At 64.4% G+C, this 12,619-nt stretch carries 11 protein-coding genes; 6 read left to right on the plus strand and 5 right to left on the minus strand.

Going from position 1 to position 12,619, the window contains the following annotated elements; translation table 11 throughout:
* Genes mnmG through U1E69_RS19635 form a run of 4 tightly spaced genes read left to right on the plus strand, consistent with a single transcriptional unit; the run spans position 1 to position 4,187 of the window.
* The gene (mnmG, locus tag U1E69_RS19620) at positions 1–1,863 is read left to right on the plus strand and encodes a tRNA uridine-5-carboxymethylaminomethyl(34) synthesis enzyme MnmG (protein ID WP_322246108.1); all 1,863 of its coding nucleotides are present in this window, start codon (positions 1–3) and stop codon (positions 1,861–1,863) included.
* Positions 1,860–2,489 (plus strand): 16S rRNA (guanine(527)-N(7))-methyltransferase RsmG, encoded by a 630-nt coding sequence (gene rsmG / locus U1E69_RS19625; protein WP_322246109.1) that lies wholly within the window; start codon positions 1,860–1,862, stop codon positions 2,487–2,489. Before mnmG ends, rsmG begins: the two co-directional genes overlap by 4 nt.
* On the plus strand, positions 2,482–3,285 hold the full coding sequence (locus tag U1E69_RS19630) for a ParA family protein (RefSeq protein WP_322246110.1): 804 nt from the start codon (positions 2,482–2,484) through the stop codon (positions 3,283–3,285). The genes rsmG and U1E69_RS19630 overlap by 8 nt, the downstream gene beginning before the upstream one ends.
* 2 nt (positions 3,286–3,287) lie before the next feature.
* Positions 3,288–4,187 (plus strand): ParB/RepB/Spo0J family partition protein, encoded by a 900-nt coding sequence (locus tag U1E69_RS19635; protein WP_322246111.1) that lies wholly within the window; start codon positions 3,288–3,290, stop codon positions 4,185–4,187.
* Here U1E69_RS19635 and hemW read toward each other — a convergent pair whose 3' ends face one another.
* From hemW to rph, 3 genes are read right to left on the minus strand one after another with little or no spacing between them, the layout of a single operon-like run.
* Positions 4,188–5,360: a radical SAM family heme chaperone HemW gene (gene hemW / locus U1E69_RS19640; RefSeq protein WP_322246112.1), complete on the minus strand. Its 1,173-nt coding sequence runs from the start codon at positions 5,358–5,360 to the stop codon at positions 4,188–4,190.
* Entirely contained in the window at positions 5,360–5,965 is a 606-nt protein-coding gene (gene rdgB / locus U1E69_RS19645) for an RdgB/HAM1 family non-canonical purine NTP pyrophosphatase (RefSeq protein ID WP_322246113.1), read from the minus strand. The genes hemW and rdgB overlap by 1 nt, the downstream gene beginning before the upstream one ends.
* Positions 5,966–6,682, minus strand: coding sequence for a ribonuclease PH (gene rph / locus U1E69_RS19650; protein ID WP_322246114.1), 717 nt, complete (start codon positions 6,680–6,682; stop codon positions 5,966–5,968). It abuts the gene before it with no gap.
* A gap of 103 nt (positions 6,683–6,785) precedes the next feature.
* Between rph and hrcA the strand changes: the two genes are divergently transcribed.
* Positions 6,786–7,826: a heat-inducible transcriptional repressor HrcA gene (gene hrcA, locus U1E69_RS19655; RefSeq protein WP_322246115.1), complete on the plus strand. Its 1,041-nt coding sequence runs from the start codon at positions 6,786–6,788 to the stop codon at positions 7,824–7,826.
* 15 nt (positions 7,827–7,841) lie between these two features.
* Positions 7,842–8,369 carry a nucleotide exchange factor GrpE gene (locus U1E69_RS19660; RefSeq protein WP_322246116.1) on the plus strand — a complete coding sequence of 176 codons (528 nt, stop codon included), beginning with the start codon at positions 7,842–7,844 and terminating at the stop codon, positions 8,367–8,369.
* Positions 8,370–8,392: 23 nt separating this feature from the next.
* Here the strand turns inward: U1E69_RS19660 and mutS are convergent, their stop codons facing one another.
* The gene (mutS, locus tag U1E69_RS19665) at positions 8,393–11,011 is read right to left on the minus strand and encodes a DNA mismatch repair protein MutS (protein WP_322246117.1); all 2,619 of its coding nucleotides are present in this window, start codon (positions 11,009–11,011) and stop codon (positions 8,393–8,395) included.
* Positions 11,012–11,401: 390 nt separating this feature from the next.
* Positions 11,402–12,619: ATP-dependent protease ATPase subunit HslU (hslU, locus tag U1E69_RS19670; protein ID WP_322246118.1), on the minus strand; the 1,218-nt coding region annotated here is incomplete at its 5' end.

A 12,619-nucleotide genomic window follows, 5' to 3' on the forward strand; every position in this document is an offset into this window, starting at 1 on the left:
GTGAAACATTACGACGTCATCGTGATCGGCGGCGGCCACGCGGGCGCTGAGGCTGCTGCGGCTGCAGCCCGGATGGGTGTGTCGACGGCTTTGGTGACGCTGCGCGTGGAAACTCTGGGCGCGATGTCCTGCAACCCGGCGATTGGTGGTCTGGGCAAAGGGCACCTTGTGCGTGAGATTGACGCTTTGGACGGCTTGATGGGTCGGATGGCCGACCGCGCCGGGATTCAGTTTCGTCTCTTGAACCGCCGGAAGGGGCCCGCTGTGCAGGGCCCGCGCGCGCAAATCGACCGGCGCCTCTATCGTGAAGCGATGCGAGCCGAACTGCTGGCGACGCCGGGGCTGGATGTGATTGAGGGCGAAGTTTCCGGGCTTCGTCTGGCTTCTGGGGCTGTTGCGGGGGTCGTGCTCGCTTCGGGGGCAGAGCTGTCGTCCGGCCGGGTGGTCTTGACTGCCGGAACGTTCCTGAACGGGGTTATCCATATCGGCGACCAACGGATGTCCGGGGGACGGATGGGCGACCTGCCCTCCCGACTGCTGGCGTCGCAACTGGCGGACCTGGCACTGCCGGTGGGGCGATTGAAAACGGGCACTCCGCCGCGGCTGGATGGCCGGACGATCGACTGGGCGCGGCTGGAAAGCCAGCCAGGGGATGACGTCCCGTCGGTGTTTTCCTTCCTGAACCGGGTTCCGGAAGCACGTCAGATTTCGTGCGGGATCACGCATACGTCCGAGGCGACGCACCAGATCGTGCGGGACAACCTGGGTCGGTCCGCTATGTATGGGGGACATATCGAGGGCGTCGGGCCGCGCTACTGCCCCTCGATCGAGGACAAGGTCGTGCGTTTTGCCGACAAGACCTCGCACCAGGTGTTCCTGGAGCCGGAGGGCCTGGACGACCACACGGTCTACCCGAACGGCCTTTCGACCTCGCTGCCGGAAGAGGTTCAGCACGCCTATATCCGGACGATCCCGGGCCTGGAGGAGACCATCATCCTGCAGCCGGGTTATGCCATCGAATACGACTTCTTCGACCCGCGCGGGCTGCACAGGACGCTGGAAACCCGTGCTGTCCAGGGGCTGTATTTTGCCGGCCAGATCAACGGCACAACGGGATATGAGGAAGCGGGCGCGCAAGGGATCGTAGCTGGGTTGAACGCAGCCGCAGCATCTAGTGGACATGCGCCTGTCGAGTTCAGTCGCACGGACAGCTACATCGGGGTCATGATCGACGACCTGACCTCGCGGGGCGTGACCGAGCCGTACCGCATGTTCACCTCGCGGGCCGAGTTCCGGCTGACGGTGCGCGCCGACAATGCGGACCGCCGGTTGACGCCCATCGGTATCGACCTTGGCTGTATCTCCGAGGCGCGCCGTGCCGCGTTCCTTGAAAAGCTTGAGTCGCTTGAAACGGGAAGGGCGACCCTGTCCAGCGTGATGATGGGTCCCAAAGCGCTGAACGAAGTCGGGATTGCTGTCAGCAAGGATGGCGCGAAGCGGTCGGCCTACGATGTCCTCTCACTTCCTGGAGTCGCGCTTGATGTGATGGAGAAGGCCTTTCCAGCCTACCAGATGTTGGGACGTGACGTCCTAGAGCAGCTACAGATCGACTCCACCTACGACCAGTATGCGGATCGACAGTCGAAGGAAGTGGCCGATCTGCGCCGGCAGGAGACCCAGCGCATTCCAGAGGGCTTCGACTACAGCCGCATTTCCGGCCTCTCGAACGAGTTGAAACAGAAGCTCCTGCGCGCTCGGCCCGATTCGATTCTGCAGGCGTCGCGCATTGAAGGCGTCACGCCTGCAGCGCTGCTGCTTGTTCTTGCACACTTGCGCAAGCCCGGGGAAAAGCTGGCCGGATGACTGCTGCAACGGAGCTCTCTGTCGGTGGAGTGAATGTTTCACGTGAAACATTCGAGGCTCTACGCGCGTTCGAAGCGCTTGTGCGGCGCTGGAATCCAGCGATCAACCTTGTCAGCAAGAACTCGATGCCGGACCTATGGGACCGGCACATCGCGGATTCTGCGCAGGTTTTTGCTGTGTGCCCGTCCACTGCTGTGTCTTGGGCAGATTTTGGCTCTGGCGGTGGCTTCCCCGGTCTTGTCGTCGCCCTTCTTGCCAAACAGCTTCAACCAAAGCTTCACGTCACTCTTGTTGAATCCGATTTGCGCAAAGCAACATTCCTTCGGCAAGCCGCTGTCGCGCTGGCGTTGCACGTGACGGTCCGAAGCGAACGCATCGAATCACTGGCACCCTTGAGCGCCGATGTCCTGTCAGCCCGCGCACTTGCACCGCTTTCCGACCTTCTCGCGTTTGCGAAAGCCCATTTGCGACCGGACGGTATTGCGATCTTCCCAAAAGGCGCGCGGTATCAGGACGAAATCTTGCACGCGCGCAAAGCCTGGGACTTCGACGTTGACACGCGGCCAAGCCTGTCCGAAGGCGACGCTGCACTTCTTGTGATCAGGAACATTCATCACCATGTCTGACCGCCCGTACATCCTTGCTTTAGCCAACCAGAAGGGCGGCGTCGGCAAGACAACGACCGCCATCAACTTGGCAGCGGGGCTTGCCGAGCTTGGCAAGAAAGTCCTGCTGGTGGACATCGATCCGCAGGGAAACTCATCCACTGGGCTTGGCGTCAGACCGGATGCACGCAAGAAGACCAGCTATGACTTGATTGTCGACGGCGTGGGCCTACTGGATGTTGTGATGGAAACCAATATTCCAGATATCATGATCATCCCCGCCAACGCTGATTTGTCCTCGACTGACCTGGACATCGTATCGAACGAACGGCGCAGCTACTTGCTGCACGATGCGCTTCGGCGGCCAGAGATGGACGGATACGGCTTCGACTATATCCTGATCGATTGCCCGCCGGCCTTGAGCCTGCTGACAGTGAACGCGCTTGTGGCGGCGCATTCCGTGCTTGTGCCTCTGCAATGTGAGTTCTTTGCGCTGGAGGGGCTTTCGCAGTTGATGCTGACAATCCGAGACGTGCGGCGTTCGGCAAACCCCGAGCTGCGCATCGAAGGTGTTGTGTTGACGATGCATGATCGCCGCAACAGGTTGACGGCGCAGGTTGAAGCCGATGCCAGGGCCAACATGGGTGACCTGGTCATGAAGACGACGATTCCCCGGAACGTGCGAATCAGCGAAGCGCCGTCCTATGCGCTGCCGGTGCTGACCTACGATCCTGGCTCCAAAGGCGCCGAAGCCTATCGGGCCTTGGCGAAAGAAATCGCGGACCGCCGCAAAACTCCAGAAGTATCAGAGGCCTGAGCATGACCAGCAAGAACGAGAAGCGCGGTCTGGGCCGTGGACTTTCGGCGTTGATGGCCGATGTGCATCTGGCGGGCCCCGAACAGATGGCGGTGCCGCGGAAGGCCGAGCTGCATGTGCCCGTTGACAAGCTTGAGCCGAATCCCCAGCAACCCCGGATGGATTTCCGCAAGGAGGACCTGGACAGTCTCGCCGATTCGATTCGGCAGAAGGGTGTGATCCAGCCCCTGATCGTGCGGCGGAAACCCGGGCGGGACACTTATGAAATCGTCGCCGGTGAGCGTCGGTGGCGTGCTGCGCAACTCGCGCAACTGCACGAAGTTCCCGTTGTCGTGCGCGACTTGAACGATACCGAGGTCCTGGAGATCGCGATCATCGAAAACATTCAGCGGGCGGACCTGAATGCCATCGAAGAGGCGCTGGGGTTCCGGCAGTTGATGACCCGATTCGGGCATACCCAAGAGAAGCTGGCCGAAGCGCTTAGCCGAAGCCGCAGCCACGTGGCGAACCTGCTGCGGTTGCTGACTTTGCCCACCGAGGTGCAGGACATGGTGCGCGACGGCGCGCTGTCGGCTGGTCACGCCCGGGCGCTGATCGGCAGCCCGAAAGCGGCTGAATTGGCAGCGCAGATCGTTGCCAAGGGGCTGTCGGTTCGGGAAACCGAGCGTCTGGTGAAGGCGCAGGAAAGCGCGAAGGCGCCGACGTCGAAGGCCCGGATTGTGCCAGAAAAGGACGCGGATACCCGGGCGTTGGAGGCGGATCTGGCGGCAAACCTGAAGCTGCCGGTGCGCATCGACCATTCCGCGGGTGGGGAAAGTGGAGAGCTGACGATCCGCTACACTTCGCTTGAAGATCTCGACAGGTTGTGCCGGATTCTGTCGCAACTACCAGATGAAGATTGATCAGCCAGCGCTTTGCCGGTTTGCCAGCAGCGCCCGCAAGATGCCGTTCAGCATCATGACGCCGGTTTCGGTCGTGTGGATGCGGTCGCCGTCCTGGTGAAGGAAGCCCAGAGCAGTCACCTCGGACAGCGCGGCGGCAGACAGCGGCGCACCGGCCAAAGCGGCAAATCGGCTGAGGGAAGCACCCTCTTTCAGGCGCAGCGCGAACATCAGGTATTCCGAGGCGCGATCCTCGGCTGACAGCCGGTCCGTCGCCTCGGCGCTTCCGGGGAGGGATAGAGTTTGGTTAAGCCAGGGGGTCGGCTGCCGTTCCGCCTCGGTCGCGAACCGGGCTGAGTCGAGAGTCAGGCGACCGTGAGCGCCGGGGCCGATCCCCGCGTAGTCGCCCATGCGCCAGTAGATCAGGTTGTGGCGTGATTCGTCTCCGGGGCGGGCATGATTCGACACCTCGTAAGCGGGGAGGCCGGCGTTGCGGGTGATCTCTTGCGTCAATTCGAACATGTCGGCGGACAGGTCTTCCTCGGGCAGGCCCTTCAGGAGGTTCTTGGCGTGCATCTGGCCGAAGACCGTGCCGTCTTCGATGGTCAGTTGGTAAAGCGAGAGGTGGCTGGTGCCAAAGTCGAGCGCGCGGTTCAGTTCGTCGCGCCAGGCGGCGAGGGGCTGGTTCTGGCGGGCGTAGATCAGGTCGATGGACACTCGGTCGAAGGTCGATTGGGCGATGGCGATGGCCTTTGCGGCCTCGTCCACTGTGTGCATCCGGCCGAGACGGCGGAGGTCTTCGGGGTCAAGCGATTGAATCCCAAGGGAAACGCGGTTGACGCCTGCCTTGGCGTAGGCCTCAAACCGGGCGGCCTCGACGCTGCCGGGGTTGGCTTCGAGTGTGATCTCGATGTCGTTGGCAAGCGTCCAGGTGGCGCGGACGCGGTCGAGGATGCCCTGGACGGTGGCGGGCTCCATCAACGAAGGGGTGCCGCCGCCGAAGAAGATGGTGTTGAGGACGCGGCCCTGGGTCAGCGCGCCGATGCGGTCGATTTCGGATTGGAATGCTTGAAGCCAGCGGGATTGGTCGATGCGCGTGGCAACGTGGCTGTTGAAGTCGCAGTAGGGGCATTTCGACTGGCAGAAGGGCCAGTGTATATACAGGCCAAAGCCCGCGTGTTTCCAGTCTTCCATCAGGGGAACAGGGCGGCGACGAGTTTCTGGAAAGCGTCGGCACGGTGGGAGAGGCGGTTCTTTTCCCAGCGGTCCATCTCGCCGAAGGTCTGGGCATAGCCGTCGGGCAGGAAGATCGGGTCGAAGCCGTGGCCTTGTTCGCCGCGACCGGGCCAGACGAGGCGGCCGGGGGATTTGCCTTCGAAGACAAGGTCTTGGCCGCCGGGTGACGCAAGGACGAGGGTGCAGCAGAATTGAGCGGTGCGGGGTTCGGGGGCGTGTGCGGCCTCCAGCTCGCGCCAGACACGCTCCATGCCTACGGCGAAGTCGCGGCCTTTGGCAGTGGTGGCCCAGTCGGCGGTGAAGACTCCCGGTGCGCCGCCCAAGGCATCGACGGCGAGGCCGGAATCGTCGGCCAGCGCCACAAGGCCGGAGGCTTTCGCGGCGGCATGGGCCTTGAGGCGGGCGTTGCCGACGAAGGTGGTCTCGGTCTCTTCGGGCTCGGGGAGGCCGAGGTCTCCGGCCCCCACGACCGTCACGTCGAAGGGGGCGAGGAGATCGGCGATCTCTTCCAGCTTGCCACGGTTGTGGGTGGCGACAAGAAGGCGATCCCCGCGCTGCAGCATTTACAGCCCCAGCGCCGCTTTCTGGGCGGCGACCAAAGCCGCGTTGCCCTGGCGGGCGAGGTCGAGGAGTTGCAGCAGTTCGTCCTGGCTGAAGGCAGAGCCCTCGGCGGACATCTGGACCTCGATCAGCTTGCCAGCGCCGGTCATCACGAAGTTGCCGTCAGTGCCAGCCGCCGAATCCTCGGGGTAGTCGAGGTCCAGCACCGGCTGACCGGCATAGATGCCACAGGACACGGCGGACACATGGTCCAGCATTGGGTCGGACGTGATCACGCCCGAGGTCAGCAGCTTGTTCACGGCAAGCCGCAACGCAACCCAGCCGCCGGTGATCGAGGCGCAGCGCGTGCCGCCGTCGGCCTGGATCACGTCGCAGTCGACGACGATCTGACGTTCGCCCAAAGCCTGCCGGTCGACGCCTGCGCGGAGGGACCGACCGATAAGGCGTTGAATCTCTTGCGTCCGGCCGGATTGCTTGCCCGCCGCAGCCTCACGCCGGGTGCGCGAGTTGGTGGCGCGGGGCAGCATGCCGTATTCCGCGGTCACCCAGCCTTGGCCGGTGTTCTTCAGGAACGGGGGCGCCTTGTCCTCGATCGTGGCCGAGCACAGGACATGCGTGTCGCCCATCTTGATCAGGCAAGAGCCTTCGGCGTGCCGCATCACGTTGGTTTCGATTGAAACCGCCCGTAGATCGCTTAGTTTTCTGCCTGACGGGCGCATTGCTGGACCTTTCGCTGGAATGCGGCCACATATGCAACCACAGGCACCGGATGCAAGGCCGATTGCTGAACCCATGACAAGCGCGCAACCCATCCTCAGCGACATGAACGACCGGACACGCGAGGTTTTTCGCCGCGTTGTCGAAGGCTATCTGACGTCTGGGGAGCCAGTCGGCTCACGCACGCTGACGCGGACGTTGTCGGAAAAGGTCTCGGCGGCGACGGTGCGGAATGTCATGCAGGATTTGGAATATCTGGGGTTGCTGGACAGCCCGCATATCTCGGCCGGGCGGATACCGACGCAGATGGGGCTTCGGATGTTCGTAGACAGCCTGCTGGAAGTCGGCCAGGTCGCGCCCGAGGATCAGGAGAAGATCGACGCTACCACGGGCTCGAACGATCAGGACGTGGCGACCCTGCTGGACGAGGTCGGGGCGGCCTTGTCTGTGATCACGCGGGGGGCAAGCGTGGTGCTGGCCCCGAAGCGGGAAGCGGCGATCCGGCATATCGAGTTCGTCAGTCTGGCAGCCGACCGGGCGCTGGTGGTGCTGGTCTTTGCCGATGGGCAGGTGGAGAACCGGGTCTTCGTGCCACCTGCGGGTCAGACGCCGTCCTCGATGCGCGAGGCGGCGAATTTCCTCAACGCATTGGCCGAGGGGCGGACCCTGTCGGAACTGCGGGCGAATATCGTCCAGGAAATCGGCAAACGGCGGCAAGAGATTGATTCGCTGGCGCGCGAGATGGTCGAAAGCGGCTTTGCCCTGTGGGAGAACGCCGGGGAGCCGTCGGAGCGGCTGATCGTGCGCGGCCGGTCGAACCTGATCGGCGAGGCGGCGGATCAATCCGAGATCGACCGCATCCGCAGTCTTTTCGACGATCTGGAGCGCAAGCGGGACATCGCCGAATTCCTGAACCTGACCGAGGCAGGCGAGGGTGTGCGCATTTTTATCGGTTCGGAGAACAAGCTTTTTTCACTTTCCGGTTCAAGTCTGGTGGTTTCTCCCTATATGAACGCTGATCGGAAAATCATCGGCGCGGTAGGCGTCATCGGTCCGACTCGGCTGAACTATGGCCGGATCGTTCCAATTGTCGATTACACCGCCCAGCTGGTGGGCCGCCTGGTTTCGGACCGCGGCAAGGGTTGAAGAAGGATGTGGCGCATGTCGCAGGAAGAAACCGCCGGATCGCCGGTGGAGCTGGAAGAGTTTGATCCCCAGATGGAAGAGCTGGAAGCCCTGCGGGCCGAGCGTGACGAGCTTCGCGACAAGTTCATGCGGGTGCTGGCCGATGCCGAGAACAGCCGCAAGCGGGCCGAGCGGGACCGGAAAGAGGCCGAGATGTATGGCGGGACGCGTTTGGCGCGCGACCTGTTGCCGGTCTACGACAACCTGAACCGCGCGATCCAGGCGATCCCGGAGGAGAGCCGGGCGGCTTCGGCGGCTTTGGTCGAGGGCGTGGAGTTGACGCTGCGCGAGCTGACCAATGTGATGACCAAGCACGGGATCACGATGATCTCGCCCGCCGTGGGGGATCAGTTCGATCCGCAGCTGCATCAGGCGATGTTCGAGGCGCCTCTGCCGGGGACCAAGGCCGGGCAGATCATCCAGGTGGCGACCGAGGGCTTCATGCTGTTCGACCGCCTGCTGCGCCCGGCGCAGGTCGGGGTGTCGTCGAATACGGCTGGGTAAGGGCGGTGGGCGAATCGCCCACCCTACGCCAGCCCCTTGATTTCATAGATCAGTTTGAGCGCCTCCATCGGGGTGAGTTCATCCGGGTGGATGTCCTTCAGCCGCTCCTCCACCGCTGAGGTCTTCTGCTTTGGCGGCGGCGCTGGTGCGGGCGCGGCGCGGAAGAGGGGGAGGTCGTCGATCAGGGTGGCTTGCTTGCCGCCCTCGCGGTCGCCCTTTTCCAAGGCGTCGAGAACGACCTTGGCGCGTTCGATGACCGTGTGCGGCAGGCCCGCCAGCCGTGCGACCTGCACGCCATAGCTGCGGTCTGCGGCGCCTTCGCGGACCTCGTGCAGGAAGATGACGTCGCCTTCCCATTCCTTGACCGTGACGGTGGCGTTTTTGACTCCTGGAAGCTTGCCGGCGAGGGCGGTCATCTCGTGGTAATGCGTGGCGAAGAGGGCGCGGGAGCGGTTGACTTCGTGCAGGTGTTCAAGGGTGGCCCAGGCGATGCTGAGACCGTCGTAAGTGGCGGTGCCGCGGCCGATCTCGTCAAGGATCACCAAGGCGCGGTCGTCGGCCTGGTTCAGGATGGCGGCGGTTTCGACCATTTCCACCATGAAGGTCGAGCGGCCCCGGGCGAGGTCGTCGGAGGCCCCCACCCGGCTGAAAAGCTGGGAGACGAGGCCGATGCGGGCCTGCGTGGCGGGGACGTGGGAGCCAGCCTGGGCCAGGAGGGCAATCAGGGCGTTCTGTCTAAGGAACGTGGATTTGCCGGCCATGTTGGGGCCGGTCAGCAGCCAGATGGCGGGGGTGTTCTTGTCGGTGAGGGCGCAGTCGTTGGCGACGAAGGGCTGGCCGTCGCGGCGCAGGGCGCGTTCGACGACCGGGTGGCGGCCCGCGGTGATCTGGAAAGCGCGGCTGTCGTCGACCTCGGGTTTGCACCAGCCCTCGTCGGCGGAGAGATCGGCGAAGGCGGCGGCGAGGTCGATCTCGGCCAAAGCCCGGGCGGCCAGCGCGGTGGGGGCGGAGTGGTCGAGGATTTGGGCTTTCAGGGCGGCGTAGTGACGCTTTTCGATCTCCAGCGCGTGGTTGGCGGAGTTCAGGATCTTCGTTTCGAGGTCGGAAAGGGCGAGGGTGGTGAAGCGGACCTGTCCGGCGGTGGTCTGGCGGTGGATGAAGAGCTCGGGCATGGCGCGCATGCGGTCTTCGTGGGTGGTGGTGGTCTCGATGAAGTAGCCCAGCACGTTGTTGTGCTTGATCTTCAGGGACTGGACGCCGGTGGCCTCGACGTATTCTGCCTGCATCCGGGCGATGACGCCGCGGCCTTCGTCGCGCAGGGCGCGGGTGTCGTCGAGTTCGGGGTCGTAGCCGGGCGCGATGTAGCCGCCGTCGCGGGTGAGGAGCGGGGGCTCGGCGACGAGGGCCTGGGTCAGGAGTTGGACCAGTTGGTCGTGGCCAGTGAGGGCCTGGGCGGCCTCGGTCAAAAGGGGCGGGGCGTCGGTCAGGAGTTGGGCGATGCGGCCCGCCTGTTCCAGGCCCGCGCGGATGGCGGTCATGTCGCGGGGGCCGTCGCGGTCGAGGGCGAGGCGGGAGAGGGCGCGGTCGATGTCAGGGACGCGGCGGAGCGCTTCGCGAAGTTGGTCGCGGAGGGTGGGGGATTCCAGGAGGTAGTCAAGGGCGGCTTGGCGGGCGTGGATAATGTGGAGGTCAAGCGAGGGGGAGGAGAGGCGGCGTTCCAGAAGGCGGGCGCCGCCGGCGGTGACGGTGCGGTCGATGGCGGCAAGGAGCGAGCCTTCGCGGCCACCTGACAGGGCCTGGGTGAGTTCGAGGTTGCGGCGAGTTGCGGCGTCGATCTGCATCGTGCCGCCTGCGGGTTCTCGGACGGGTGGCCGGAGGAGCGGCATCTTTCCGCGCTGGGTGAGGTGGAGGTAGTCGACGAGGGCGCCCATCGCCGAGACCTCGGCGCGGTCGAAGGTTCCGAAGGCGTCGAGGGAGGCGACGCGGAAGAGGTCGCAGAGGCGGCGCTCGGCGTTGGTGGAATCGAAGCTGCCGCGGGAGAGGGGGGTGATGGCGAGGCCGGGGTCGAGGGTTGACGTGATCTCGGTTTCGCGAGCCTCGGAGAGGAGGAGTTCGCGGGGGGCGATGCGAGCGAGGTCGGGGCCAAGGCGGGTGAGGGAGGAAGGCATGACCCGGAACTCGCCGGTCGAGATGTCGGCCCAGGCGAGGGCGGCCTGATCGCGGACTTCCGAATAGGCGGCGAGGAAGTTGTGGCGGCGGGCTTCGAGGAGCGAGTCCTCGGTCAGCGTGCCGGGGGTGACGAGGCGGACGACGTCGCGTTTGACGACCGCCTTGTAGCCGCGTTTCTTGGCCTCGGCGGGGTCCTCCAGCTGTTCGGCGATGGCGACGCGGAAGCCTTTGCGGATCAGGGTGAGGAGGTAGCCTTCGGCGGAATGGACCGGGACGCCGCACATGGCGATGGGTTCGCCCTGGTGAAAGCCGCGCTTGGTCAGGGCGATGTCCAGGGCGGCGGAGGCGGCGACGGCGTCGTCGAAGAACATCTCGTAGAAGTCGCCCATCCGGTAGAACAGAAGCGCGCCGGGGTTCTGGGCCTTGATGTCCAGATACTGCGCCATCATCGGCGTGACGGTGTCTTCGGTCACTGTGGTCCCCCGGGTTGGGGCGAGAGTATCGGGTTGGGGCGGGCCGGGGAAGGGGGCGTGTCCACGGTGACCATTTCCAGATTGCCGTTTCCTTTCCGTTGGTTGGCCGTGGGCGTTTACCGGGCATCAGGAATTTGATCTGGCCGATGCTTCCACTCCGTGCCCCTACCAACGGAGGGGAGAGGAGCGTGTGGCTGTGCTGGAGCGCCCAATTTGCGATGGCGCGCCTGGCCTTGTTGGTGGATGCCTCCGGCGGGGATATTTGGGCCAGTATGAAAAGGGGTTTCCCGGGGCAACGCGGCACTGCCTCGGGCGGAGAAACTGGACAGAGATCACAAGGGCGGCGTGCCGGGGCTGCGGGATCGAGAGAGAGTCGGGGCGAACCCCGACCTACAGGACATATCTGGAGATGTCGGCGGACCGGGCCAGCGCGCCGAGGTTTGTTTCGACGAAACCAGCGTCCACGGTGACCTTTTGGCCGCCTCGGTCGGGGGCGTGGAAGCTGAGTTCTTCGAAGACGCGCTCCATCACTGTGTAAAGGCGGCGGGCGCCGATGTTTTCGACGGAACGGTTCACCTCGGCGGCGATGTGGGCGAGGGCGGCGATGCCGTCGGGGGTGAAGGTGACCTGCACATCCTCGGTCGCCATCAGGGCGGTGTACTGGCGCGTGAGGGCGTTGTCGGTTTCGGTCAGGATGGAGACGAAATCCTCTTCCGTCAGGGGCGCGAGTTCGACGCGGATGGGGAGGCGGCCCTGCAGTTCGGGCAGAAGGTCTGAGGGTTTGGCGATGTGGAAGGCGCCAGAGGCGATGAAGAGGATGTGGTCGGTCTTGACCGGACCATGTTTGGTGCTGACGGTCGTGCCTTCAATCAAGGGGAGAAGGTCGCGCTGGACGCCTTCGCGACTGACATCGGCCCCGCGCGCGTCACTTCGGGCGCAGATCTTGTCGATCTCGTCCAGGAAGACGATGCCGTTTTCCTGCACGGCCTCCAAGGCGGCCGCGCGGACGGCTTCGTCGTCGAGAAGCTTGTCAGCCTCTTGCCCGATCAGGATGTCGTAGCTTTGCAGTACGGTCATCCGCTTGCGGGTGGAGCGGCCACCGAAGGCCTTGAACAGGTCCTGCAACCCTTGCATCTGGGTTTCCATGCCGGGCATCCCAAAGCCCATCGGCATGGCGGGGGCGGCATCGGCGACCTCGATCTCGATCATCGTGTCGTCAAGCTCACCGCGCTTCAGCTTGCCGCGGAACATCTCGCGGGTCTGTTCACGGGCGTCCTTGCCGGCGAGGGCCTCGACCACGCGATCCTCGGCGGCCTTGTGGGCGCGGGCTTTCACCTCTTCGCGCATCGCAGCACGGGTGTCGTTTATCGCGACATCGACAAGATCGCGCACGATGGAATCCACGTCGCGGCCGACATAGCCGACTTCGGTGAACTTCGTCGCCTCGACCTTGAGGAAGGGCGCTTTCGCCAGTTTGGCGAGGCGACGGGAGATCTCGGTCTTGCCGACGCCGGTGGGGCCGATCATCAGGATGTTCTTCGGATAGACCTCATCCCGCAGATCGTCGCCCAGGCGCTTCCTGCGCCAACGGTTGCGCAAAGCCACGGC

Source organism: Tabrizicola sp. (assembly GCF_034366665.1).
Classification (GTDB): Bacteria; Pseudomonadota; Alphaproteobacteria; order Rhodobacterales; family Rhodobacteraceae; genus Tabrizicola.